Annotated in this window: 22 protein-coding genes and 4 tRNA genes; 13 read left to right on the top strand and 13 right to left on the bottom strand. The window is 61.7% G+C overall.

The genetic code is table 11. The annotated features are described in order from the left end of the window. Positions 1 to 24: 24 nt before the first annotated feature. The gene (locus M2367_RS10490; RefSeq protein WP_224432753.1) at positions 25 to 666 is read left to right on the top strand and encodes a DedA family protein; all 642 of its coding nucleotides are present in this window, start codon (positions 25 to 27) and stop codon (positions 664 to 666) included. A 117-nt stretch (positions 667 to 783) separates the two neighbouring features. On the opposite strand, the gene ycaO is transcribed toward M2367_RS10490, so the two are convergent. Beyond that, the gene (gene ycaO, locus M2367_RS10485; protein WP_259236654.1) at positions 784 to 2,544 is read right to left on the bottom strand and encodes a 30S ribosomal protein S12 methylthiotransferase accessory factor YcaO; all 1,761 of its coding nucleotides are present in this window, start codon (positions 2,542 to 2,544) and stop codon (positions 784 to 786) included. Between the two features lie 355 nt (positions 2,545 to 2,899). Between ycaO and M2367_RS10480 the strand changes: the two genes are divergently transcribed. Beyond that, on the top strand, positions 2,900 to 3,613 hold the full coding sequence (locus M2367_RS10480; protein ID WP_259236653.1) for a B3/4 domain-containing protein: 714 nt from the start codon (positions 2,900 to 2,902) through the stop codon (positions 3,611 to 3,613). On the opposite strand, the gene sugE is transcribed toward M2367_RS10480, so the two are convergent. Then, complete coding sequence (sugE, locus tag M2367_RS10475) at positions 3,610 to 3,924, bottom strand: quaternary ammonium compound efflux SMR transporter SugE (protein WP_259236801.1); 315 nt, start codon at positions 3,922 to 3,924, stop codon at positions 3,610 to 3,612. The two genes, M2367_RS10480 and sugE, sit on opposite strands and share 4 nt — an antisense overlap. A 357-nt stretch (positions 3,925 to 4,281) precedes the next feature. On the opposite strand from sugE, the gene asd reads away from it, so the two are divergent. Continuing rightward, positions 4,282 to 5,397 carry an aspartate-semialdehyde dehydrogenase gene (asd, locus tag M2367_RS10470; RefSeq protein WP_259236652.1) on the top strand — a complete coding sequence of 372 codons (1,116 nt, stop codon included), beginning with the start codon at positions 4,282 to 4,284 and terminating at the stop codon, positions 5,395 to 5,397. Between the two features lie 130 nt (positions 5,398 to 5,527). Here the strand turns inward: asd and M2367_RS10465 are convergent, their stop codons facing one another. Continuing rightward, positions 5,528 to 6,691, bottom strand: a complete 1,164-nt coding sequence (locus M2367_RS10465; RefSeq protein WP_224432756.1) for a PLP-dependent aspartate aminotransferase family protein — start codon at positions 6,689 to 6,691, stop codon at positions 5,528 to 5,530. 114 nt (positions 6,692 to 6,805) lie between these two features. Beyond that, the gene (locus M2367_RS10460) at positions 6,806 to 7,834 is read right to left on the bottom strand and encodes an isopenicillin N synthase family dioxygenase (RefSeq protein ID WP_404972874.1); all 1,029 of its coding nucleotides are present in this window, start codon (positions 7,832 to 7,834) and stop codon (positions 6,806 to 6,808) included. 345 nt (positions 7,835 to 8,179) lie between these two features. Here M2367_RS10460 and M2367_RS10455 point away from each other — a divergent pair, with 345 nt between their 5' ends. Further along, on the top strand, positions 8,180 to 9,568 hold the full coding sequence (locus M2367_RS10455) for a sensor domain-containing diguanylate cyclase (RefSeq protein ID WP_259236650.1): 1,389 nt from the start codon (positions 8,180 to 8,182) through the stop codon (positions 9,566 to 9,568). Between the two features lie 85 nt (positions 9,569 to 9,653). On the opposite strand, the gene M2367_RS10450 is transcribed toward M2367_RS10455, so the two are convergent. Beyond that, positions 9,654 to 10,292, bottom strand: a complete 639-nt coding sequence (locus M2367_RS10450; protein ID WP_259236648.1) for an NAD(P)-dependent oxidoreductase — start codon at positions 10,290 to 10,292, stop codon at positions 9,654 to 9,656. A 101-nt stretch (positions 10,293 to 10,393) separates the two neighbouring features. On the opposite strand from M2367_RS10450, the gene M2367_RS10445 reads away from it, so the two are divergent. Then, positions 10,394 to 11,296 (top strand): LysR family transcriptional regulator, encoded by a 903-nt coding sequence (locus M2367_RS10445; protein WP_259236647.1) that lies wholly within the window; start codon positions 10,394 to 10,396, stop codon positions 11,294 to 11,296. A gap of 90 nt (positions 11,297 to 11,386) precedes the next feature. On the opposite strand, the gene folD is transcribed toward M2367_RS10445, so the two are convergent. Beyond that, positions 11,387 to 12,241 carry a bifunctional methylenetetrahydrofolate dehydrogenase/methenyltetrahydrofolate cyclohydrolase FolD gene (gene folD / locus M2367_RS10440; RefSeq protein ID WP_042042858.1) on the bottom strand — a complete coding sequence of 285 codons (855 nt, stop codon included), beginning with the start codon at positions 12,239 to 12,241 and terminating at the stop codon, positions 11,387 to 11,389. Positions 12,242 to 12,456: 215 nt separating this feature from the next. Here folD and M2367_RS10435 point away from each other — a divergent pair. The 6 genes from M2367_RS10435 to ykgO all read left to right on the top strand — a co-directional run bounded on the left by M2367_RS10435 (position 12,457) and on the right by ykgO (position 13,765). After that, positions 12,457 to 12,533: transfer RNA gene (locus M2367_RS10435), tRNA-Pro, on the top strand. A gap of 69 nt (positions 12,534 to 12,602) precedes the next feature. After that, positions 12,603 to 12,679 (top strand) — tRNA-Arg (locus M2367_RS10430). A gap of 35 nt (positions 12,680 to 12,714) precedes the next feature. After that, positions 12,715 to 12,790, top strand: a tRNA-His gene (locus tag M2367_RS10425). A 62-nt stretch (positions 12,791 to 12,852) separates the two neighbouring features. Continuing rightward, a tRNA-Leu gene (locus M2367_RS10420) sits at positions 12,853 to 12,936 on the top strand. 437 nt (positions 12,937 to 13,373) lie between these two features. Then, on the top strand, positions 13,374 to 13,643 hold the full coding sequence (locus M2367_RS10415) for a type B 50S ribosomal protein L31 (RefSeq protein ID WP_042042857.1): 270 nt from the start codon (positions 13,374 to 13,376) through the stop codon (positions 13,641 to 13,643). Then, complete coding sequence (ykgO, locus tag M2367_RS10410) at positions 13,640 to 13,765, top strand: type B 50S ribosomal protein L36 (protein ID WP_224432761.1); 126 nt, start codon at positions 13,640 to 13,642, stop codon at positions 13,763 to 13,765. Before M2367_RS10415 ends, ykgO begins: the two co-directional genes overlap by 4 nt. Positions 13,766 to 13,850: 85 nt before the next feature. Here ykgO and M2367_RS10405 read toward each other — a convergent pair whose 3' ends face one another. Genes M2367_RS10405 through M2367_RS10395 form a run of 3 tightly spaced genes read right to left on the bottom strand, consistent with a single transcriptional unit; the run spans position 13,851 to position 16,657 of the window. Then, positions 13,851 to 14,621, bottom strand: coding sequence for a transporter substrate-binding domain-containing protein (locus tag M2367_RS10405; RefSeq protein WP_259236646.1), 771 nt, complete (start codon positions 14,619 to 14,621; stop codon positions 13,851 to 13,853). Positions 14,622 to 14,681: 60 nt separating this feature from the next. Then, on the bottom strand, positions 14,682 to 15,497 hold the full coding sequence (locus M2367_RS10400; RefSeq protein ID WP_259236645.1) for a carbon-nitrogen hydrolase family protein: 816 nt from the start codon (positions 15,495 to 15,497) through the stop codon (positions 14,682 to 14,684). An 8-nt stretch (positions 15,498 to 15,505) separates the two neighbouring features. Next, positions 15,506 to 16,657, bottom strand: coding sequence for a methionine aminotransferase (locus M2367_RS10395; RefSeq protein WP_259236644.1), 1,152 nt, complete (start codon positions 16,655 to 16,657; stop codon positions 15,506 to 15,508). A 115-nt stretch (positions 16,658 to 16,772) separates the two neighbouring features. Between M2367_RS10395 and M2367_RS10390 the strand changes: the two genes are divergently transcribed. Both M2367_RS10390 and M2367_RS10385 read left to right on the top strand, forming a co-directional pair. Next, entirely contained in the window at positions 16,773 to 17,663 is an 891-nt protein-coding gene (locus tag M2367_RS10390; RefSeq protein WP_259236643.1) for a LysR substrate-binding domain-containing protein, read from the top strand. Positions 17,664 to 17,737: 74 nt separating this feature from the next. Beyond that, positions 17,738 to 17,986, top strand: coding sequence for a DinI family protein (locus tag M2367_RS10385; RefSeq protein WP_042042851.1), 249 nt, complete (start codon positions 17,738 to 17,740; stop codon positions 17,984 to 17,986). A gap of 81 nt (positions 17,987 to 18,067) precedes the next feature. Here the strand turns inward: M2367_RS10385 and M2367_RS10380 are convergent, their stop codons facing one another. The 4 genes from M2367_RS10380 to M2367_RS10365 all read right to left on the bottom strand — a co-directional run bounded on the left by M2367_RS10380 (position 18,068) and on the right by M2367_RS10365 (position 23,041). Further along, a complete protein-coding gene (locus M2367_RS10380; protein WP_259236642.1) occupies positions 18,068 to 18,844 on the bottom strand; it encodes a DUF2927 domain-containing protein in 777 nt (258 codons plus the stop codon). After that, positions 18,841 to 19,344: a M48 family metallopeptidase gene (locus M2367_RS10375; RefSeq protein WP_259236641.1), complete on the bottom strand. Its 504-nt coding sequence runs from the start codon at positions 19,342 to 19,344 to the stop codon at positions 18,841 to 18,843. Before M2367_RS10375 ends, M2367_RS10380 begins: the two co-directional genes overlap by 4 nt. Positions 19,345 to 19,517: 173 nt before the next feature. Next, positions 19,518 to 21,161, bottom strand: coding sequence for a hypothetical protein (locus tag M2367_RS10370; protein ID WP_259236640.1), 1,644 nt, complete (start codon positions 21,159 to 21,161; stop codon positions 19,518 to 19,520). 218 nt (positions 21,162 to 21,379) lie between these two features. Further along, positions 21,380 to 23,041, bottom strand: a complete 1,662-nt coding sequence (locus tag M2367_RS10365; RefSeq protein ID WP_259236639.1) for a bifunctional UDP-sugar hydrolase/5'-nucleotidase — start codon at positions 23,039 to 23,041, stop codon at positions 21,380 to 21,382. Positions 23,042 to 23,059: the final 18 nt, after the last annotated feature.

Genomic DNA, 23,059 nt, shown 5'->3' with positions numbered 1-23,059 from the left:
ATCCCTTAATACCGAGCCCGATCCATGGATCTTATCTTGTTCCTCGTCGACTTCATCTTGCACATAGACATCCACCTCAAGGCACTGTTTGCCGATTACGGCGTCTGGATCTATGCCATTTTGTTTCTCATCATCTTCTGCGAGACGGGGCTGGTGGTGATGCCCTTCCTGCCCGGTGACTCCCTGCTGTTCGCCGCAGGCGCCCTCACGGTAGACAGTGCCCTGGATGTGCATCTGCTCAGTGCCCTGCTGGTGCTGGCCGCCATACTCGGCGATCTCACCAACTACACCCTGGGTCGGCTGTTTGGGGAGCGGCTGTTCAGCCGCCCCGACTCACGACTGTTCCGTCAGGATTATCTGCACCAGACCCACGCCTTCTTCGACCGCCATGGTGGCAAGGCCATCATCATCGCCCGCTTTGCCCCCATAGTGCGTACCTTCGCCCCCTTCGTGGCAGGCATGGGCAAGATGAGTTATCCACGTTTCATGGCCTTTAACGCCGTGGGTGGCCTGTGCTGGGTGCTCTCTTTCGTCTATGTGGGCCACTTCTTCGGCAACCTGCCCCTGGTCAAGGAGAACTTCACCCTGCTCATCTTCGTCATCATTGGCATCTCCCTGCTGCCCATGGTGATCGCCGCCCTGCGCGCCAGGCTGGGCAAGGGGTGAGCGGTGCAGTCAGCAAGGGGTGAGGATAGGGCCGCTGCGGCCTGGGTGACTTGACCCTTCATGACATAAAAAAACCGGGCCACGTGGGCCCGGTTTTTGATGACTGCGGCGCAGCACTCACTGCCAGTTGGCGTTGCGCTTGGCTTTTTGCAGCTTCTCATAGGCTGCCAGCAGTTTTTGGTGCAGCGGGAACTGGCTGAGAGACTCATCGGCTGGCTCCAACCCGTGGAAGCGAGCCTCGCCGCTGGCATGGGCCCACGCCTGTGCCAATGCCTGTTCGCCATACATGCGGGTGAACACGGCTCTGTACTGCTCGGGCTCGCGTTCCTGGTCCAGGAACAGCTCGACGCAGCTCTTGAGGGCGCGGTAGTAGTTGGCACGTTCAGGGCTGAACACCGACTGGTTGTACTCCATGGTCCAGTTGATGAGATCCAGCGCCGTCTCCAATTCGCCTGCGGCTAGGGCCAGCATGGCCTTGAGTTCACCGATGCGCAGGGTGTGCAGGGCGGTGCCCTTGGCGGCAGCGATGCCAAGCAGCTCGCGCACCCGGGTACGCTCGTCGTGACCTTCCTCTTCCAGCTGATCGTAGAAAGCCATGTACTGCTCGGCGTCCCACTCCAGGGACGGCAGGGCCAGGATCACTTCCCGCAGGTTGGCGCCCATGTTGTTGTTGGCCAGCAGCAAGTCTTCGGCCGGGTAGATGTCGGACATGCCGGGTACCAGGATGCGGCAGGCGTAGACGTCCAGGTGCTCGTAGTCGGCGATGTAGACCGGCTGCTCCAGCTCGTGGAAGATGCCTATCAGGTGATCGAACTCCTGCTGGGAGGTGCCCCGGAAATCCCAGTCGGCGAACTCGAAGTCTGACTCCTCTTTGAACAGATCCCAGTTGATGAGACCGGAAGAGTCGATGAAGTGGGTCTCCAGATTGTGGTGATCCGCCACCTGCTCGTTATCAAAGGAGGGAGCGACGAAGACATCCAGATCCTTCAGGCCACGGCCTTGCAGCAGCTCGGTGACGGTACGCTCGAACGCGACTTCGAAGCGCGGGTGGGCACCGAAGGAGGCGAAGCTGGTGCCGTTACGCGGGTTGAGCAGCACCACGCAGATGACCGGATAGCGACCGCCCAGGGAGGCATCGAAGCTGTAGATGGGGTAGCCTTCGGCCTCAAGGGCGGCGATGGAGGCCGCAATGCCGGGGTAACGGGCGATCACCTCCGCCGGGATCTCCGGCAGGCTGATGGCCTCGGCGATAATTTTGTTTTTCACGTGACGCTCGAACACCTCGGACAGCCCCTGGGTGCGGGCCTCGGTCTTGGTGTTGCCGGCGCTCATGCCGTTGGAGACATAGAGGTTGCCGATGATGTTCATCGGAATGTAAACGGTCTGATGATCGGATTGGCGCTCGAAGGGCAGGGCGACGATGCCGCGCTCCTCGTTGTTGGATTGCAGGTCCACCAGCATGTCGGCGGTCACTTCCCCTTCCGGGTTGTAGAAGTGACGGGTGAAGTCGTCGAGCAGACCCGCCGGGAAGTGATCGCCCTCGATGGGGAACCACTTCTCGTTGGGGTAGTGCACGAAGTCGCCATCGGCGATTTGCTGGCCCAGATAGAAGTCGGCGAAGAAGTAGTTGGTGGAGAGACGCTCGAAGTACTCGCCAAGCGCCGAGGCCAGGGCCGCCTTCTTGCTGGCCCCTTTACCGTTGGTAAAGCAAAGAGCGCACTCCTTGTCCCGGATGTGCACGGACCAGACATTGGGCACGGGGTTGAGCCAGGAGGCCTCTTCAATATCAAACCCCAGGGCCTGCAATTTGGTCTGGAAGCGCTCGATGGAGTCTTCCAGCGCCGCGTCCTTGCCGGGAATAAAAGTGTGGTCTGTCATCACGATATCCTGATTTTTATTGGCTCATGTTTGGTCGCAGATAATAGCATGAGTCGCAAGAGATGCGGCCTAGACAATGGCGCCGTCCGCGCTCTTTTCAGTGTCTGAAAGGGGAGTGGACAAGGCTGTTGCGCCTGTTGTGGCGAGCGGCAAGTGCTAGCCTACCTGACCATCATTAGAAATTCTTAATGATATTAAGGAAAAGTAGATTTCATTATGTCTGGCCGTTGCGCATCATGCTGCCACGTTTTGCCGGGTGAACACGGCGTGATAGCGCCCATTGCTGCTGCGACAAGTTGTTCGCCTTCACTATTCCTCTATCGGCTCGGCCGTTGATCACGAATTGGGAGTCCCTATGCCATCCATGACACCGCGAGTGGAGTCTGACATCACCACACTGGCGCCCGGCTTCAGAGCCCTCAGCATCCAGGTCGATGCGGCCGCCATCACCGATATGAGCGTGGGTGCCCAGGCATTAAAGCGGGCCTGCCAGTCCGTCGCGGCGGGAGGCGCGCCCTGGGCGCACGCTCATCTGTCGGCGTGGGCCGAGGTGTTCAGGCGGTTCGGTGCCAAACCACAACGCACCCCTTGCTCGGCCGAAGCCCTGCGAAAGAGAGTGCTGCGGGAGGGGGCACTGCCGAGCATCGATCCTATCGTCGATCTCTACAACGCCATTAGCATCGAGTATGCCATTCCGGTCGGAGGGGAAAATCTGGTGGCCTATGAGGGGGTGCCCCGCCTGGTGATTGCCGATGGCAGCGAACGGTTTGACACCATGAAAGGGGGGTTGCCTGCGCAGGAAACGCCCGAGCCGGGAGAGGTCGTCTGGCGGGATGACATGGGGGTGACCTGTCGCCGCTGGAATTGGCGGCAGGGTGTCAGAACCCGACTCAGCGTGGAGTCTGAGCAGATGTGGTTCATTCTGGAGAGTCTGCCGGAGATGCCGCTGGCTGCCTTGCAGGAGGCCGGCGATCGGCTGATCGCCGGCTTGCTGGAGATGATGCCAGGGGCCCGGATAGAGAAAGAGCTGATTGGTTGCCAATCCGGGACAGAGAAGAGGGCCAGTTAGCCGATGGCCTTGAGACCCAGTATGCCGCCGATGATGAGCGCCAGGCAGAACAGTCGCACCGCCGTGGCGGGCTCGCCAAACAGCCAGATCCCCATCAGCACTGTGCCGACTGCGCCTATGCCGGTCCAGACGGCGTAGGCGGTGCCAAGGGGCAGGTGCCTGACCGCCAGGGCCAGCAACAAGACGCTCACCCCCATGGCGGCGAGGGTCAGCAAGGTAGGAAGGGGGCGGCTGAAGCCGTCGGTGTATTTGAGGCCAATGGCCCAGGCGACCTCGAACAGACCGGCGATGAGCAGCAATATCCAGGGCATAAAAGGGGTATCCATCAGGGGGCAGGGTCGTCCCTGCCAGCGGTCAGGCAGCGGGGTCGTCCCCGCCGGGCGCGATGGCCGTTGGGACTCATATTGCCAGAGCCGGATCGCGCTTGCCAAGGAGAGGCGCCTCCCCGGGCCTCATCGCTTGATATTGCAGCAAACGGCAGGGAATATTGCGCAAATCGACTTGCGTCCCTCGCCACAATCCGTAATGTGGATAGACACATTTTTCGCAGCAGAATTTTATCTGTTCAGGATCTACATGGCGCCACTGTGGTGTCAGGAGGCGAATGCCTCCCGGGTCGGAACGATAGAGGCTCCGCACTATCAAGTCGTTATCCAGGGTAGGACATTATGAAAAAAGTAGGTTTGGTCGGTTGGCGTGGCATGGTGGGCTCTGTCCTGATGAGCCGGATGCAGGAAGAGCAGGATTTTGCGCACATTCAACCCACCTTCTTCACCACCTCCCAGGCCGGTGAGGCCGCCCCCAACTTCGGCGTCGATGCCGGTCAGCTCCAGGATGCCTTCAACATAGCGGCGCTGGCTGAGCAGGAGATCATCATCACGGCCCAGGGCGGCGACTACACCAAGGATGTCTATCCGCGCCTGAAAGCCGCCGGCTGGCAGGGTTACTGGATTGATGCCGCGTCCTCTTTGCGCATGGAAGAAGAGGCCGTCATCATCCTGGATCCGGTCAATGGCGATGTGATAGCCCAGGCACTGGATGCCGGCACCAAGACCTTCGTCGGTGGCAACTGCACCGTCAGCCTGATGCTGCTGGCCCTGGGCGGTCTGTTCAAGGCCGATCTGGTGGAGTGGGTGAGCGTGGCGACCTACCAGGCGGCCTCGGGTGGCGGCGCCCGTCACATGCGTGAGTTGATCACCCAGATGGGGATGTTGCGTGATGAAGTGGCGGTCGAGCTGGCGGATCCCGCTTCCGCCATTCTGGATATCGAGCGCAAGGTCACCGAGAAGACCCGCTCCGGCGACTTGCCGGTGGACAACTTCGGTGTGCCCCTGGCTGGCAGCCTGATCCCCTGGATAGACACCAGACTCGACAACGGCCAGAGCCGGGAAGAGTGGAAGGGTCAGGCCGAGACCAACAAGATCCTCGGCATCGAGGCGGCCCCGGTGCCTGTCGACGGTCTGTGCGTGCGCATTGGCGCCCTGCGCTGCCACAGCCAGGCCTTCACCATCAAGCTCAAGAAAGATGTGCCGCTGGCCGAGATTGAAGCCCTGTTGGCCAGCCACAACGACTGGGTCAAGGTCATCCCCAACGAGCGCGACATCAGCGCCCGCGAGCTGACCCCGGCCGCGGTGACCGGCACCCTCAACATACCGGTTGGCCGCCTGCGCAAGCTCAACATGGGCCCGGAATACCTGGCCGCCTTCACGGTCGGTGATCAGCTGCTGTGGGGCGCTGCCGAGCCGCTGCGCCGCATGTTGCGCATCCTGCTGGCCCGTGGCTAAGGGATGGCAGCCACCGGCTCTCTGGATGAAACGCGAGAGCCGTTGAGCTAGCGTGCTCGAAACAAGAAGGGAAGGCATCTGCCTTCCCTTCTGCTCTCTGTGGCTGGCCATCATGACGCCAAGCTCAAGCTCACGTGTGGGCCAGGGCCGCGGCCAGGTCGGCAATCAGGTCATCGGCATCCTCGACCCCAATGCTCAGCCGGATCAGGTCATCGTTGACCCCGGCGGCCACTCGGCTGGCCTCATCCATGGCGGCATGAGTCGTGCTGGCCGGGTGACAGGCCAGGCTCTCCAGATCCCCCAGACTCACCGCCTGCACGAAGAGCTGCAACTGATCGAGCAGGCGGGCACAGCGGGGGAAGCCCCCCTCCAGCTCTATGCTGATCATGGCGCCGTAACCTGTGGCGATCTCTCCCAGCACCCCATGGCCGGGATGATCGGCGAGGCCCGGATAGATCACCTTCTTGACGCCAGGGTGCGCGGCCAGGAACTGGGCCACCCGCTGGGCGTTGTGCAGGTGCGCATCCAGGCGCAGGGGCAGGGTCTTGACCCCCCGTTGCAGCAAGTAAGCCTCCTGGGGGCCGATGGGGGAGCCCAGGTGCTTGAGTGCCACGGTGCGGATGCGTGCCATCAGTTCGTGGCGGGCGGCCACCACCCCGGCGATGATGTCGCCGTGGCCGCCGAGATACTTGGTGCCGCTGTGCATGACGATGTCGATACCCAGTTCAAGGGGGCGCAGCAGATAGGGGGTGAGGAAGGTGTTGTCGCAGACGGTGAGGGCACCGACCCTGCGCGCGGCGTCGACCACAATGCGGGGATCCACCAGCTTGAGGGTGGGATTGGTCAGGGTTTCGAACAGTACCAACTTGGTGCCCGGGTGGATATTGGCCAGCAGATCCCGGTCGCTGTCATAGCCGGTGATGCGGATACCCGCGCGGCTGAAGGTCTGCTTGAGGAAGGCCTCGGTGCCACCATAGAGGGGGCCGACATAGGCCACCTCGTCCCCGCTGTCGGCCAGGGCATAGAGAATGGCGCTCACCGCCGCCATGCCGCTCGCGACCACCAATGCCTCGTCAGCACCCTCAAGGGCGGCGAGTTTCACCTCCAGCTCGGCGGTGGTGGGGTTGGCGAAGCGGCTGTAGATGTAGCCTGGCGCTTGCCCGGCGAACCGCTCCTTGCCAGCCTGGGCCGTGAAATAGCTGAAGGTGCTGCTCTGATAGAGCGGGGTCGTCAGGGCGCCGGTCTGGGGATCGAGCCGTTGGCCGCTGTGTACGCTCATGGTCTTGAATTTCATCATCTCTCCGTCATGGCCAGTGGGCTGGCCTCTTATAGCCCTGGGCGCGGCTGCGCAGGGTGAATGGGGTGTCCTTGTGGCGACCGATCGCCATAAGGGGATAAGAGTGGCAGGTTATGCGGGCGTTCGCCGCTGGGGCTCCCGGGCCGGTGGGGTGGCATAGTGGCGGGCCGCCACATCCGGGTGGGAGCGCAGTCGTCCCTTGAGCACGTTCTCCCCCACCTGATAAAAGAGCGGGTTGTCCGGATCGCTCTGGAGCCCCGTCGCCTCGGCCGCGAGGGAGGGGGGCAGCGTCAGCAAGGGCACAGTGGCATCGAGCCGGGCCGCCATGAAGAAGGCACAGGAGAGGCGCGACACCCCCGGGGGCGGGCTGACCACCCGATGCAGGGTGGCCTTGAGGTAACCGTTCGAGGCGAGTTCCAGCAGTTCACCGATATTGACCAGCAAGGCTCCCGCTCGGGGGGGCGCCGGTGTCCACCCCTGTTCGGTCAGGACCTCGAGTCCGCCGTGACTATCTTGCAGCAGGAGCGTGAGGTAGCCGGGATCCTTGTGGGCACCCACCCCCTGACCGTCATCCTCGTCCCGTCCCGGGTAGTGGATGAGCTTGGTATGGCGATAGGGGAGCGGGCTCAAGCTCTCATCGAAGGCATCGGCCGGTTGCGCCAGGGTTTCTGCGAAGGCGCGGATCAGGGTCAATCCAATCAGGGTCAACTGCGCCTGCCAGCCCAGCAGGGCCCCCCTGAGTTCGGGCAGGGCGGAGGGCCACAGGTTGGGGCCCTGTAATCCTTGCCAGGGGTGGTGCAACAGGGCATCGGGCAGGCAGGGCTCTTCGGCCATGATGTCGAACTGCTCACGCCAGTCCGGGCGGGCCCGGGTCAGCTCGACCCCCACCCGGTTGTAGCCGCGAAAGTGGGGGGAGTGCACCATCTGCACCTCTTGCTTCTGGGCATCGTTCAGGGCAAAGAGCCGGGCTGCCAGGGCCAGTAGCTCGGTCTGCTGGCCCAGATCCAGCCCAGTGTTCTCCAGATAGAAGAAGCCGGGGTCGCGCGCCGCCCGGCGCAGCGCCATGAGGGCCTGGTCCCGGTGCGGGGATCCCGGCAACAACTGGCCGTAATCCAGGGTGGGCAGACTGCTGGTTGGCACAATGGGTGCGGATGAGTCACTGACTGGCCGGGCCGCAGGGGAGAGCACTGCGTTGGAAGCATGACGTGAGTCACACAGGGGGGAAAGCAATACCATGAGCACCTCCAACTGGGATCCTGGGATGACAGCGTCGCAGAGCACGGCGCCATTTGGGTTGGAAGGATGCTATCTCTTCGGATTGAGATGGCAAAACAACAAATAATTCTTAGTTATAGACAAAAATCGAAATAGAGTTCGGTTTGCGGTATTAATACTGTTCTATTGCAACACCAAACCACTCTTGGCTTGGCGTCAGGCGCTCACTCCCTTAGTATCGAGGCTCATTTGCCACACAGGGAGATCCTCTTGTCTATTGATCCCGGGCCGGCCAGCCCCTCACTTCAGTCTGGATCACGACTAGGTCGCGAGTTTGCTGCCCTGATGTGCCTGCTGCTGATCAGTGCCCTGCTCACCTGGATCGGGGTGGCCGCGCGAGGTGGCAGCAGCTTCTCCCTGCTCTGGCCCGCCAATGCCGCTCTGGTTGGCATCTTGCTGCGCTACTATCCCAGGGCTGGGCTGGTGCATCTACTGGTGGCGCTGCTTGGCCTCCTGCTGGTCGATGCCTGTTATGGCACCCCCTTGCGCAAGAGTCTGCTGCTCAACGGCGCCAATATTCTCACCGTCGCCATCGCCTGGCTCAGCCTGCGTCGTCAGGGGTGGGGTCCCGAAGGCCTGATCAGCGCCACGGCGATCCCCAGACTGATGCTCCATTGCCAACCCGCCATCCTGGCCGGGGCTCTGTGTGGCGGCGCCGCCGTGGTCTGGCTGGGCAGTTCGACCGGCTGGAAGAGCACCATCATGTGGTATTTGGCCGAGCTGATTAACTTCTCGGTGTTATTACCCAGCCTGTTGACGCTGCCGGGCTCCTGGCGGCAATGTCGCCAGGAGATGTGGCGCGACCGCCGCTATCTTGTCCCGGCATTGCTCTTCTTGCTGTTGATCCTGCTGCTCGACAAGCATCTGGGGGGCCCCGGTCTGCTGGTGTTGCCGGTGCCCGCCCTCATCTGGCTGGCCCTCTCTGGCAACCGCTTCTTTACCTGTCTGGCCACCTGCGCCGCCTCCCTCTATATGTTCACCGTGCTCGATGACCAGCTGCTGCATCAGTGGAGCAAGGACGCGGCCACCGTCTACTCCTTTCGTACCGGTATCTCCATACTGGCCCTGAGTGCCATCACCACGGCCTGCGCCGTGGCCGAGCGGGATCAGCTGTTCGCCCGCCTGCAGCAAGTGGCGAGTCATGATCATCTGACCGGGGTGCTCAATCGCGGCGCCTTCAGCGAGGCGACCGAGCAACGTCTGGAACGTGAAGGTGGAGCCCTGTTGCTGCTCGATGTTGATTTCTTCAAGAAGATCAATGATGAACACGGTCATCCCACGGGGGATACCGTGTTGGTGCAGCTTTGCCAACGACTCGAGGGATTACTGCCACCCCGGGCCCTGCTCGGGCGCATGGGCGGCGAGGAGTTTGCCGTCTTGCTCCCGCCGGGAGGGGAGAGCGAGCTGGCGGAGCAGGCCGATCGCCTGATCCAGGGGGTCGCAGATCGTCCCTTGGTGCAGGCAATGCGGGTCACCATCAGCGGCGGCTTGCGCCAGGCCTCTCCAGGGGAGAGCCTGAGTGAGCTGCTGGCCGACGCCGATCTGGCGCTCTATCGGGCCAAACAGACGGGACGCAACCGCTGGTGTCGGGCGACATGAGCCAGCTTGTCTGATGCAAAAAGAGTAGGGAGGCCATGGCCTCCCTACTCTTTTATTGAGCGCATATCGCGCTCCATGGGCGGGTTCAGTAGCCCAGGGTGAAGCGCTGGCGCAGGTGGACTGGGTGCTCGGCCTCATTGAGGATGGCATCGGCCAGATCGCCGACAGAGATCTCGGCCGGTTTATCCTCCAGGAACAACACCTGATCGCCCCCCAACCGATATTGACCAGTGCGCTCCCCCGGCACCAGCATGACGGCCGGGGAGACGAAGCGCCAGTCGAGCTCAGACTCGCTGCGCAGTGCGACTAGCCCATCGCGAGCCGCCAGGGCCCCCTGGCGCCATTCGGCCGGAAACTCGGGGGTATCGACCAGCTGGACCCCGGGGGCCACTTCCAGACTGCCGGCACCGCCGACCACCAGCAGCCAGCCTGTTACCGCCTTGGTCGCCTGCACGATGGCGGCCGCTCCTGTGAGGTATTGTTCATAGATGTCCGGGGTGGCCCAGCCCGGGTTATAGGCACTGATCACCCGATCGTGGCCTGCGATCGCCAACGCCAATGCCTGGGGATCCTGCGCATCCACCCCCATCACCTGGATCTGCGGATGGGGAGCAATCTTGCTGGTGTCACGGACGATGGCGGTGACGGTGTGACCCCGGGCAATGGCTTGCTCGAGGATGGCATGGCCGACAAAACCAGTGGCGCCTATCAGGGCAATCTTCATGGGAAATTCTCCTGCACAATTAAGATAGGTCTAGCCTACGCCTCCCGGTGTGATTTAATAATCTGGTAAAATATTCACTCACTCATAAGCAGGGCTTAATAATGGAGCAGCTTAAACGCTATGCCATCTTCGCTGCCGTGGTGGAGGCGGGGACCATGACGGGGGCAGCCAAGGCCCTGGGCATGACGCCCTCGGCGGTCAGCCAGCATATCAGCCAGCTCGAGACCCTGCTTGGCCTCACCCTGTTGCACAGATCCACGCGCCGTCTCGACTTGACCGAGGCGGGAGAGGTGGTGTGGCAAGGTTGTCAGTCCCTGCGCCAGACCCTGGCTCAGACCGAACTGCGGCTTGGGGAGGTGCGCGACAGCCTGATGGGGGAGGTGAGGATAACGGCCCCCGTGGGCATGGCGGGTCTGCCCCTGGCCCAGGCGCTCTCCCCCTTGTTGCAGGCGCATCCCGGTTTGCGCCTCATCATCATCGCCGATGACGAGAAGCGTGATCTGCTCAAAGAGCGCATCGATGTGGCACTGCGAGTCGGCACCTTGGTCGATTCGAGTCTGGTGGCCCGTCGCCTCGGCGAGACGCGCATGCTGCTGTGTGCATCACCGGCCTACCTGGCCCGGCGTGGGGTGCCGACTCGCCTCGCGGAGTTGACGAGTCATGACTGGCTATTGACCGATCTGCCCGGGGCTGGTTTGACCCTGCCGGATGAACAGGGGGTGCCGCAGCCGCTGCGGCTCGCTCCCAGGGTGCTGTGCAACAACGTGCTGCCCCTGCGCCAGTTCGCCCTGGCGGGGCAGGGCATTGCCTTGTTGCCCGAGACCGAGCTGGTTGACGATCTGGCGCAAGGACGCCTGCAGGAGGTGCTTCCCGATCACCGGATGGCGACCATGGCGTTGCATGCCATCACGCCTGAACGAGAGGTGTCTCACAAGGTGCGGCGGGTGCTGGCGGCGTTACAGGATCATTTCGGACGCAGCGCCGAGGTGCATCGAAGAAAGTGACGCAGTGAGGCTGAGCGGTTGGCGGACGAGGGATGTGCAAAGAGAGAAGGCAGGCCTGGGCCTGCCTTCTGTTATTCAGAGCCTGGGCTCTTAACTGTGGTAGTCACGGCAGGCTATCAGAGTGTTCTCCATCAGGCTGGCCACCGTCATGGGGCCGACGCCGCCCGGAACCGGGGTGATAAAGGCGGCATGGCTGCGGGCGGTGGCGAACTCGACGTCACCCACCAGGCTGCCGTCGGCGAGGCGATTGATGCCCACATCGATCACCAGGGCGCCAGGCTTCACCCACTCACCCGGGATGAAGTTCGGTTTGCCGACGGCGACGACCAGCAGGTCGGCGCGGCGAACCTGGGTCTCAAGATCCTGGGTGAAACGGTGGCAGGTCGTGGTGGTGCAACCGGCCAGCAGCAGCTCGAGGGTCATGGGGCGACCGACGATATTGGATGCCCCTACCACCACGGCGTGCAGACCATGGGTCTTGACGCCGGTGGCTTCGATCAGCGTCATGATGCCCTTGGGGGTACAGGGGCGCAGGGCGGGAATGCGCTGTGCCAGTCGGCCAACGTTATAGGGGTGGAAACCATCGACGTCTTTGTCGGGACGGATCCGCTCCAGCACCTGGGTGGTGTCGAAGTGGGCGGGCAGCGGCAGCTGTACCAGGATGCCATCGACCTCGGGGTCCTGGTTCAACTGGTCAATCAGGGTTAGCAGCTCGTCCTGACTCGCCTCGGCACTGAGATCGTAGGAGCGGGAAATGAATCCTACTTCCTCACAGGCGCGGCGCTTGCTGCCGACATAGACCTGGGAGGCGGGATCGGCCCCTATCAGTATCACAGCGAGCCCGGGGGCACGCTGTCCGGCGGCGAGCCGCTGCTGGACTTCGGTTGCTACCTGATTGCGAATCGTTTGCGCAACCTGTTTTCCGTCAATGATTTTGGCAGACATCGTTCTTCACTCACCATGGGTTCAACTGTGCGCATTGTCGCATTTTTTTATCCGGGATGTTAGCGGCGCGATGCGGGCGGGCAAGAAGTAGACACTTGAATTTATTGATGGAAAAATTCGTTGACGCTGGCTCGAGCGCTTGGGTATGATGCCCGCCCGTTGCCCATCAGCCTTATCGCAGATAAGCTGTTGGCTGCAAGTTAAGTGAAGTATCTCGGTGATTAGCGCAGCCCGGTAGCGCATCTGGTTTGGGACCAGAGGGTCAAAGGTTCGAATCCTTTATCACCGACCATTTTTATCGACAACGCTTTATGTATGCCCAATCCATGGTGCTGACACATAGAGGGTCGTTGAGCAAAATGCGCCCTTAGCTCAGTCGGATAGAGCAACGGCCTTCTAAGCCGTGGGTCGCAGGTTCGAATCCTGCAGGGCGCACCATCTTGCTGCGGCAAGCATGGTCAGATGTTTCAGTGGTGGCTGTAGCTCAGTTGGTAGAGTCCCGGATTGTGATTCCGGTTGTCGTGGGTTCGAGCCCCATCAGCCACCCCATTATTGTTGTCTGTTGGTATCTTCCGCGTTTAGCAGGGTGCGAGCAGTACAAAGTCAGCTTTGCGGAAGTGGCGAAATTGGTAGACGCACCAGATTTAGGTTCTGGCGCCCTAGGCGTGAGAGTTCGAGTCTCTCCTTCCGCACCATCATTGATCGATAGAATCGATTGGGTCAGGGTTTTTGTTCCCCTGTCCAAGATAAAAAGGCCCGTCACTGACGGGCCTTTTTGCATTCGGCTGCCAGCGCGTGGCCAACTGATAGGCGAGGATGACAGTGTCGGCTCCAGACTGACTCGGTATCACTCCCGTTGTCATCACGGGAATCTATCCCTTCATCCTCTTCGCTGCGGTTTGCCAGTTCTCGTGGCCGATGGGCATGCTGCGTTCGTTATTCTTTTCTCTTTTCTCTTTTCTCTTTTCTCTTTTCTCTTTCTGGATTCTGCATGATCTGTCGAAATAGCTCGGGGCGGTCCGGCTTGACGGCTCCCCGATGGTCTGCCGGTGCAAAATGCTTGATGGCTATTGATAACTGTTCTTGATTGGGGTAGCTTATGTTTCGTTATAACATAACAGTTGAGGCGATTATGAAACCCAATATGCATCCCGAGTACCGCAAGGTGCTGTTTCACGACGTGACGGCCAACACCTATTTCCTGGTGGGCTCCACCCTGAAGACGGATCGCACCCAGGTCTGGGAGCAGGATGGTCAGGCGTACCCTTATCTGACGCTGGATGTGTCCAGCGCGTCCCATCCGTTCTACACCGGCAAGCAGAAGCAGGTGGGCACCGAGGGGCAAGTTGCTCGCTTCGGTCAGCGCTTTGGCGCTTTCCTCGGCAAGCAGGGGGCGGCATGAAGGTTCTCGCATCCCTCAAATCGGCCAAGACGCGTCACCCGGACTGTCAGGTTGTGCGCCGCCGTGGCAAGTTGTTCGTGATCTGCAAGAGCAATCCGCGCTTCAAGGCGCGGCAGGGATGAAGGGAGGCCGCTGGCCTGCCTTCAATCTGAAGGGCGACCCAGGGTCGCCCTTTTTGTCTCTTCGTGGGCAGCCGCGAGTCTGCCATCAGAGCAGATTTTCGAGCTGATACTTCTTGAGCAGCATGTCGAAGGTGCCATCGGCCTTGACGCTATCGATGGCGGCATCAAATTCCCCCTTGAGCTTGTCGTTGTTTTTGCGCAGCGCCACCGCCACCCCTTCACCCAGGATCTTGTCCTGAGTGCCATTGAACTGGGGACCCACGAATTCAAACTGCTTGCCCATCTCCTTGTCGAGGAAGCCGACCTTGAGTTGCACCATGTTGCCGAAGGTGTAGTCGGCGCGGCCAGATTGCAGATCCAGCATGGGGGACTGGGCATTGACGTAGCGTTTGATGCTGGCCACGTCGCCATAGCGGGCGGTGATGAAGTTATCCTGCGGGGTGCCTTCCTGTACGGCGATCACCTTGCCCTTGAAGTGGGCCGGATCCTCGCTGAAGTCGGCAGCTTTGTCGCTGCGGCCCACGAAGCGGTTTTGCATCATGTAGTAGACCTTGCTGAAATCGACCTTCTGACGGCGCTCATCGGTGATGTTCATGGAGGACATGATGGCGTCGTATTTACGTACCTGCAGGCCCGGCAGCAGGGCATCCCAGGGTTGGTTGATCACCTCGCACTCGGCCTTCATGGCCGCGCACAGGGCGTGGGCCAATTCGACTTCGAAGCCGCCAACCTTGCCGCTGCTGTCGACCATTTCGAAAGGGGGATAGGTGGCATCGGTGGCGATCACCAGGGGTTTGGCGGCGGCCTGGCCTGTGGCGGCCAGCGCCATCAGCATCATTATTGCGTTGAGTTTCATGGTCAATCCCTTGAGTGTGGCGTCATGCGCATAGTCGTGAGTAGTGAACAGGGGTCGGCTTCATGGGCCGACGCTTATCTTGCGATGATGGAGGGCCGGTAACTGGCGACGCAGTGTGCGCTGGGCAGCCAGATCCAGGGTGGCGATGGCCATGCCCTGACCCTCTTCGATCCGGGCCAGGATGCGGCCCCAGGGATCGATGATCATGCTGTGGCCGAAGGTACGGCGTCCGCCTGGGTGATCTCCACCCTGCGCCGATGCCAGCACGAAGGCCAGGTTTTCCACCGCCCGTGCCCGCAGCAACAGCTCCCAGTGCGCCTGTCCCGTGGTGTGGGTGAAGGCGGCGGGCAGGGCGATGAAATCGGGCGCAGGCCCGAGCCGGAATAGCTCGGGGAAGCGCAAATCGTAACAGATCCCAAGGCGAAGCTGACCCCAGGGCAGCGCGTGGCTCACCACCGTCTGGCCCGGGCTCATGGTCGTGGCTTCGTCATAATGTTCCTGCTCGGTGGAAAACCCAAACAGGTGCAGCTTGTCATAACGAGTGGCGATCGCCCCTTGCGGGTCGATGAGCAGGCTGCTGTTGTGCATCTTGCCAGGTTCCTGGCTTGCCAGCGGCAGGGTGCCTGCCAGGATCCAGATGTGCAGTTCCCGGGCCAGATCTTTCACCCAGGCCAGCAGAGGGTGGCTCTCCTCGGGGGCGGCAAGGGCAACCCTGGCCCGCTCGTCGGCAGGCATCAGATAGAAATATTCCGGCAGCTGGGCAAACTCGGCCCCCTCGGCCGCGGCCTGGCGCAACAGCGCCTCTGCCTGGACCAGATTGGTGGCGAGGCAATCCCCGGACACCATTTGCAACACGGCGACGCGCACTGAATCCATGGTGCCTCCTAGACGCCGCACAGGCGCTCGGCGCCCGCCAGCAGGGTGTCGTCATCCTTGGAGAAGGAGAGGCGAATGACCCGTTGATCCGTGCCGTCGTGATAGAAGGCCGAGACGGGAATGGTGGCGACCCCGTGATCGCGGATCAGCCGCTGTACGAACAGGCTGTCGGCTTCGTCGCTTATCCGCTCGTAGCTGGCCAGCATGAAGAAGCTGCCCGCCGAGGGCAAGAGGGTAAAGCGTGACTCGGCCAGGGCCGAGACCAGCAGATCCCGTTTTTGCTGGTAGAAGGCCGCCAGCCCCTGATAGTGAGCCGGTTGCTGCAACAGATGGGCGAAGCCGTACTGCATGGGGGTGTCTGCTGCGAACATGGCGAATTGGTGCACCTTGCGTATCTCCTCCATCAGCGGACGGGGCGCCACGCAGTAACCCACTCGCCAGCCGGTGACATGGAAGGTCTTGCCAAAGGAGAAGACGGCGACGGAGCGCTCAATCAGCTCGGGGTAACGGATCACGCTCTGGTGCAGGGCGCCATCGAATACCACATGCTCGTAGACCTCGTCGGAGAGAATGATGATGTCAGTGCCGCGCACCAGGTGGGCGAGCCGCTCTTGATCCGCCGCCTGCCAGATGGTGCCGGTCGGGTTATGGGGGGTGTTGAGCACTATCATGCGGGTGCGGGGGCTGATGCGTGCCGCCACCTCATCCCAGGGAATAGTGAAGTCCGGTGCCTTGAGGGCGATGACCACGGGGGTGGCGCCCTGCAACTGGATCATGGGGCGATAGCTGTCAAACGCCGGCTCGAACATGATCACTTCATCACCGGGGTGGACCAGGGCCGTGATGGCGCAGAACAGGGCCTCGCTGGCGCTGGCGGTGATGGTGATCTCCTCGCCGACATCATAGGTGTGGCCATAGCTGGTCGCTATCTTGGTCGCCAGCTGTTCGCGCAACTCGGGCAGTCCCGTCATGGGCGCATATTGGTTTTCACCGGCCAGCATCGCCTCGTGGGTGACTCGGATCAAGTCGGGGTCACAGGGGAAGCTCGGCGCCCCTTGAGAGAGATTGATGCTGGGATGGCGGGCGGCCAGATCCCCAATCACGCTGAAGATGGTGGTACCCACCTGGGGCAATTTGCTGATGATGCGGGGAGAAGACATGATGCCGTCACCTGAATATGTGAAAGATGTCTCTCTTTTAGCCCTCTGGGCCCTTGTCCGGCAAAGGATTATTCGGCATGGTACGCATGAGTTTTTCTCAAGCATGGAGGCTTGTATGTTAACGACCCTGCCCCGTAGTCAGTTGCCCCTGTATGGTTTGCAAGTATTCGAGTGCGCAGCCCGTCACCTGAGCTTCACCCTGGCCGCCGATGAGCTGTGCGTGAGTCAAGGTGCCGTGAGCAAGCAGATAGCCCAGCTGGAGGCGCGCCTTGGTCATCTCCTCTTCCTGCGTGGTACCCGCTGCCTGAGTCTCACGCCGGCCGCCGAACGGCTGCTGCCCTTCGTCAGCGAGGGGCTGGCCCGCATGGGGGAGGGGCTGGGCGCTCTGCAAACCTTGCCACGGCAACAGGCGATCAGCATCAAGGTGCCCTCCTGCGCCAGCCGCTGGTTGCTGCGCCGCTTGCAAGATTTCGAGGGGGAGGCGGTCGAGGTACGCGGCAGCCACAGTCACGGCATCGACTTTGCCCGCGAGCCCTTCGATCTCGCCATCGTCTATCAACCCACTCAGGCCCGGCTGCTTCACAGCCAGCCGCTGTTTCGAGAGCGATTGACCCCCATCTGCGCCCCTGCCTTTGCGGCCAAATACCGGCTGTTTGAACGCCCCATCACCGATCTGCTTGCCCTGCCGCTACTGCATGCCAGTGCGGACAGACGGGATTGGCGGAACTGGTTCGCCGCCTTTGTCGACACGCCTTGGTTGCCTCAGGGAGGGCAGCTGTTTGATACCCTGGATCTGGCGATGAATGCGGCACTGCAGGGCTTTGGTCTCTCCCTTGGGGATCCCACCATAGTGGCAGAGGAGTTGGAGACAGGGGCGCTGGTGGCCCCCTTTGCCCCCATACTCAGCACGGATCATGAATATGCGCTGCTGGCTCGCCCCGACAGCCAGCGGCCCGGGGTGCGCGAGGTCTATGGGTGGCTGCAGGGCCGTCATCTTCATCCCTGAGATTTTTGGGAAGCGGCTCTTTACAGACGCTAAATATACTGTATAAAATTACAGTATCAACATGAGAGGTGCTTATGCGTCTGGAAATCATCATCGACAGGAAAAAACAGGTCTCCCCCGATACCATGGCCGCCCTGGAGCAAGAGTTGCTCAAACAGCTGGGCCGCCGCTTCCCCGATATCCAGGTGCGGGTGGCGGGGGGCAGCAACATGGCGCTCAACATCACCCGGGCCAGCAAGGAAGATAAAGAGCTGGTGGAGGAGCTGGTGCAGGAAGTGTGGGAAAACGCCGAGAGCTGGCTGCCGGAGTCGAGCGCTGCCTGATACGCCTCAGATGACAGCATGAGGATGCCTGGACGCTGTTTCCCCGGATCTGGTCGATGGGTGCGTTGGGGGAGGGAGAGCCTAGAGCCCGGCCCACCGCTTGAGGCTTTGCTCCTGTACCCGGCGGTTCGCCTGCTGTATGTCCCCTTGGGCTTTGAGGCTCTTGAGCACGGCAGGCAGAGCGGCATCCACCTCGGCTTGAGTCATGCCGGGGCTCAAGGCCGGGTGGTAGGCCATCTTGAGCAGGAGATAGTCGAGCCCGGTCAGGAAGCTGTCGGTGCTGCGGTCATTGAACACGGAAGGGAAGACGGCGTCCGAGTCATTGGGCAGTCCCATGACCTGGGTGAGCTCTTCCACCACGCAATCGAGAAAGCGTCCCTTGTCGCGACTGGCATCGACCGGGATGATGATGCTGGCCCGGCTGATGGCGCCTTCCCGGTCGGTGACATAGTTGGCGAGGCACAGGCCATCGGCGAGGGCAGCCTGAACCGCAGGGTTTTGGCCCATCAACTGCCTGGCCCAGAGGGTCACTTGCGAGCGACGGGTCATCACCAGGGTGAGATTGGCCTTGGCCGGATCCTGCACCAGCGCCACGCTGTGACCCGTGATATGGCTCAGGTGCGCCGCCTGGATGTTCACCACCTCGGCTTGCAGCGGTTTGTCGCCAACTTCATTGACAAGCAGGATCCGCACCGGCTCGCGCCAGCGGTTGAAGTGATCCTGCCCCCTGTCCTGATACTCCCGCTTGAGTGCCACCTGATGAAAGCTCGCCACCAGATAGGCATCCTGTTGCCAGCGCTCCAGGGCCTGGGCGCTGTGCAGCGCAAGCAATAGCAGCAGGCCACCCAGATATTTCACTGGGCGTCCTTCTCCAGGTCTCGCCAGGTGAGCCAGAGCCGCAGATCGAATTCCAGCTGGTGATAGTCGGGCTCCATGTGCTGGCAGAGCTGGTAGAAGGCCTTGTTGTGATCCTTCTCCTTAATGTGTGCCAGCTCATGCACCACGATCATCTTGAGAAAGGCAGGGGGGGCGGCTTTGAACAGGGCGGCGATGCGGATCTCGTTCTTGGCCTTGAGCTTGTTGCCCTGCACCCGGCTGACATAGGTGTGCAGACCCAGGGCATCCTTGATCACGTTGATCTTGCCATCGAAGATCACCTTGGCCAGGGGCGCCGAACTTCTGAGATAGCGGTGCTTGAGATCCATGGTATAGGCGAGCAGGGCCTTGTCATTCTGGATGCTGTGGCTGTCCGGGTAGCGCTTGGCGAGAAATGCGCCGAGCTTGCCGCCCTCGATCAACTGCAACACCTGAGCCTTGAGGGGCTCTGGATAACCGCCGAGATAGGTCAGTGCCGTCATGAAACTCCTGTCGGGTGAATGAGACAGATAAAAAGGACGCTCATTGTAGCCAATGAGCGTCCTTTTTTATATCCGGGCCTGGGCCAATCTCAACCGGCGCCGCAACCCGGAGTACCTTGACCAGCCCCTTGTGGCTCTCCTCACCGGGGGGGATGGCGGGCCTTGTCATCGACTCAGTGGCGGCGATAGAGGCCGGGATCCACCTCGCTGTAGTTGTCTTGCAGATAGCGATAGAAGGCCTGGGTGGAGGGAGGGGACGCAGGCTTGAGCCCCTCGGCCAGCTTTTCCGGCTTGGCAATGATGAACTTGGGTTGCTGGCGCTGCAGATCCTGGAGCACACGCTCACGCACATCATAGGGTGGGTTGACGTTGCTGAAGAAGAGATAGGCGGAGGCGGGCTGGCGATCTGTCCAGAGGTAATACTGGGGCTGAATGGCATCGACCCAGATCTTGTCCCGTGGGGTGGTCTCGGCCAGGATGCGATCGACACGGACTTGCGCGGCGACATTGAAGGGGCGTCCCTTCTGGCTACCCTCCCAGGCGTTGTTGATCATCAGGGCCAGCATGGCCAGGCTGGCGAGCCAGGGGGTGGCGGATCGCACATCCCAGGCCCGCCACAGGGGGAGCAGGATCAACACGGGCAGGGCCCACAGCAGGCTGGTGCCGAGCACTTCGCTGACCCTGTCCAGGCTCCACTCCTTGTTGCTCCAGCCAAACACCAGTTGCTGGGCAAGCAGCCAGCTGGCGGTGAGCACCACCAGCGAGATGCAGAACAGACCCATCAGATCGCTCTGTCGCTCACTGCGATCGAGCAGGCAGGCCAGCGGCAGCAGTCCCAACTGAAGGTAGAGGACATCATAGTGATCAAACACATGGCCGGAGACGGAGTTGGCTATCAGGGTGAACAGTACGCCAAACAGGGTGGCGAACAGGGCGGGTAGATGCCACTCCTGACGTCGGCTCATCATCAGCAGCACGAAGGCGGGCAGCAGCATGATGAGACCGGTACGCAGCAGGCCGACCGCCCCCACATAGACGGAGAAGCCGTTGCCATAGCTCCCCTCGAAGAAGATATCGAAGGCGTAGTATTTGAATTCGGCCAGCAGTTGATGATGCTGGAAGTAGCCATGGAGGGGCCCGCCTACCAGCGCCAGTCCAAGTAGGCTGGAGATCAGCAACAGCAGGGCATCACGCCACTGCTCACGCAGGCACCAGAAGAGGAACAGGGTCAGATACCAGGCTCCCCAGAGGGCACCGTTGTTGGCGCGCATCCAGGCGACGATGGCGAAGGTGAGCCCGGCCACCAGGGCTGGCCACCAGCGAAACTCCTTGTCCAGCAGCAGGGTGAGGAAGGCCCACTGGGCGATCAGCGCCAGGTGGAATGTCCAGTCCTCGGTCATGTTGCCGTAGTAATAACGGGTGCCATAAAGTGCCAACACCGCCAGCATGGCGCCGAGCCTGGCCTGAAATGACAGTCCGAGCTGATTGAAGGCTTGCCAGCTTGCCAGCAGGCCGAGCCAGCACAGGACCAGCTCCAGCAACCAGATGCCGCGAAAGCCATCCAGTCGGTAACCCAGGGCATCCAGGGCAAAGATCATGGGGCCCTTGATGTCGATCATGTCGCGATAGAGCACCCCACCTTCGCTCCACATCTTGCCCATGACGGCAAAGAGCGAGGCATCAAAACCCGGGGCCATGTCATAGAAGAGGGGATTGCGCAGGCAAAACAGACAGGCGATGAGCCCGGTCAGCAAGACGGCAAGGGGCCGCAGCGGCGGATTATTGCGAGAAGAAGAGAAACGAATGGTGTGGTTCATGAAGCCTTGATCCTTTGCCTGAGCATGCGAAAGCGGGCCTATCTTGCCGAGCCCGGGCCCCCGATGCAATGGGGGCGCGGGTCGGGGAGAAAATAATCCCGCTTGCCGAGCGACTCTTGGGGATTCTCGAACTAAAAACAGCCACTTATCACAGGTTAGTGTGCGTTTGGCTCCGCGCCAATCATCCGTTTCTCTGGGCTAGGAGCGAGTGGGTCAGCTTAATCTGGCCCAGCGCCAGCCCGGTAGTGGATCAGCGGCGCCGGGGCGGGCAGCTCGGGGTGCTGGCGTGCCCAGCGAATAAACGCATCGGCCAGGGTGATGCCCAGCTCCTGGTTGTGCTGGGTCAGGGTGCGGGCGAGCGCCGTATAGCCCTCCTTGCCGGACGCCGTATAGGCGCTTGAAACGCCACGATAGACATGGTTGGCCTCCACCGGTTGCCAGTGGCCGGGTGCGGCCTCCCACTCCAGCTGGCGGATACGCTCGCCCTTGGGCAGGGCAGCCAGATAGTGGAAGCGGATCCCGGCGGTGTAGGGGAAGCTGCCGCTGCCATTGCCGACCACGCCATTATCGGTGGCATTGTCGATGGCGCCCTCCAGCGCTTCTGCCAATTCATGACCATGCACCCGATAGAGGGTGAGCGGGATGGCGAAGGGTAACAGTTGACCGGCGATGTCGGCCTCGGTGAGCGGGCCCTGCTCGAGGGAGCAGCGCACGCCGCCCCCGTTGTGGAGTGCGAAATCGACCTGACCCACCTGCTCGCGCGCCCCGGCCAGCATGGCGGCGGCAACCAGCGGTGCGACCTGGCTGCCATGGGGCAGTCTGGCATCGGGGATCCGTTGATGGAGCAGCGGCTGGCTGAGCTGGGTCACCACCTTGGCCGCCATCTCTTCGAGGGCGGGGCGGTAGCGGCGCACCATGTGATCCTCGATGAGGGCGTCTGGCGCGCAGAAGCGCAGATTGGCTGGCACCGGGCTGCTATAAGGCCAGGGTTGCCAGGGCAGCCACTCTATCTGCCCCTTGCTGGCGATGACCCGGCCCTGGCCGTCGAAGCTGAGTTCACAGACTCCCAGGCTCTGGGCACTGTGACCGGCGTGGAGCAGGGCCACGCCATTGACCATCAGCGGATAATCCCCCTCGCTCGGCAGTCCCAGCGCCGCGAGATCCCCAAGCAAGCTGTGGGTGTGACCGCCAATGATGAGGCTTATCTCGGGGAAGCGTGCCGCCAGCAGCTTGTCCTGCTCCAGACCCAGGTGACTGAGCAAGATGATGTGGCGTATGCCCTGACCACGGATCGCGCCAAGGTGCCGGGTCAAGGTCTCAGTCACCCCATGAAAGCGGGTATGTTCGTCCGGGTTGGCGATGGCCGCCATCTGGGGAAGCGTGATGCCGAGCAGGGCGAAGGGGACGCCGGCCAGCTCGCGTACCAACCAGGGCTGGCTGGCATCATGGAGATGCGGCAGGCCCCGCAGTGGGAGCGGGCAGTCGGCAGGCTCCTGACTGCTATCGAGGTTGGCGGCGAGCACGGGGAAATCAAGCTGACGGAGAAACTCCACCAGAGGGCCGTTGCCGAGATCGAACTCATGATTGCCAAGCACCATGGCATCGGGGGCGAGCAGGCTCAGCAAGTCAGCATTGGCGCGACCCTTGAAGCGGTTGAAATAGAGTGAGCCCTGGAAGGTATCACCGCCATGGAGCAACAGACAGGGAGTGTCTGCGGCTGCCGCCTCGCGGCGCAGCAGGTTGACTCGGGTCAGCAAACGGGCATAGCCGCCGCTCTGGCATAGCCACTGGGCCTGCCCCGGCGGGCTGAAACGTACTTGGGCACCATCGAAGTGGGAGTGACAGTCACTGAAATGGGCAAGTTGAACCGTCGTACTCATATCGGTCCTCCTTTGGGG

Origin of the sequence: Aeromonas sp. BIGb0445 (assembly GCF_024809075.1) — a bacterium.
Taxonomy (GTDB): domain Bacteria; phylum Pseudomonadota; class Gammaproteobacteria; order Enterobacterales; family Aeromonadaceae; genus Aeromonas; species Aeromonas rivuli.
The sequence above is the reverse complement of the archived record's forward strand: the minus strand, read 5'-3'. Positions and strand labels throughout refer to the sequence as shown.

Excerpts from the sequence above, each read along its gene's own strand:
- M2367_RS10490 (WP_224432753.1), top strand. The coding sequence starts at position 25 with ATGGATCTTATCTTGTTCCTCGTCGACTTCATCTTGCACATAGACATC.
- ycaO (WP_259236654.1), bottom strand. The coding sequence starts at position 2,544 with ATGACAGACCACACTTTTATTCCCGGCAAGGACGCGGCGCTGGAAGAC.
- M2367_RS10480 (WP_259236653.1), top strand. The coding sequence starts at position 2,900 with ATGCCATCCATGACACCGCGAGTGGAGTCTGACATCACCACACTGGCG.
- sugE (WP_259236801.1), bottom strand. The coding sequence starts at position 3,924 with ATGCCCTGGATATTGCTGCTCATCGCCGGTCTGTTCGAGGTCGCCTGG.
- asd (WP_259236652.1), top strand. The coding sequence starts at position 4,282 with ATGAAAAAAGTAGGTTTGGTCGGTTGGCGTGGCATGGTGGGCTCTGTC.
- M2367_RS10465 (WP_224432756.1), bottom strand. The coding sequence starts at position 6,691 with ATGAAATTCAAGACCATGAGCGTACACAGCGGCCAACGGCTCGATCCC.
- M2367_RS10450 (WP_259236648.1), bottom strand. The coding sequence starts at position 10,292 with ATGAAGATTGCCCTGATAGGCGCCACTGGTTTTGTCGGCCATGCCATC.
- M2367_RS10445 (WP_259236647.1), top strand. The coding sequence starts at position 10,394 with ATGGAGCAGCTTAAACGCTATGCCATCTTCGCTGCCGTGGTGGAGGCG.
- folD (WP_042042858.1), bottom strand. The coding sequence starts at position 12,241 with ATGTCTGCCAAAATCATTGACGGAAAACAGGTTGCGCAAACGATTCGC.
- M2367_RS10415 (WP_042042857.1), top strand. The coding sequence starts at position 13,374 with ATGAAACCCAATATGCATCCCGAGTACCGCAAGGTGCTGTTTCACGAC.
- ykgO (WP_224432761.1), top strand. The coding sequence starts at position 13,640 with ATGAAGGTTCTCGCATCCCTCAAATCGGCCAAGACGCGTCACCCGGAC.
- M2367_RS10405 (WP_259236646.1), bottom strand. The coding sequence starts at position 14,621 with ATGAAACTCAACGCAATAATGATGCTGATGGCGCTGGCCGCCACAGGC.
- M2367_RS10400 (WP_259236645.1), bottom strand. The coding sequence starts at position 15,497 with ATGGATTCAGTGCGCGTCGCCGTGTTGCAAATGGTGTCCGGGGATTGC.
- M2367_RS10395 (WP_259236644.1), bottom strand. The coding sequence starts at position 16,657 with ATGTCTTCTCCCCGCATCATCAGCAAATTGCCCCAGGTGGGTACCACC.
- M2367_RS10390 (WP_259236643.1), top strand. The coding sequence starts at position 16,773 with ATGTTAACGACCCTGCCCCGTAGTCAGTTGCCCCTGTATGGTTTGCAA.
- M2367_RS10385 (WP_042042851.1), top strand. The coding sequence starts at position 17,738 with ATGCGTCTGGAAATCATCATCGACAGGAAAAAACAGGTCTCCCCCGAT.
- M2367_RS10375 (WP_259236641.1), bottom strand. The coding sequence starts at position 19,344 with ATGACGGCACTGACCTATCTCGGCGGTTATCCAGAGCCCCTCAAGGCT.
- M2367_RS10370 (WP_259236640.1), bottom strand. The coding sequence starts at position 21,161 with ATGAACCACACCATTCGTTTCTCTTCTTCTCGCAATAATCCGCCGCTG.
- M2367_RS10365 (WP_259236639.1), bottom strand. The coding sequence starts at position 23,041 with ATGAGTACGACGGTTCAACTTGCCCATTTCAGTGACTGTCACTCCCAC.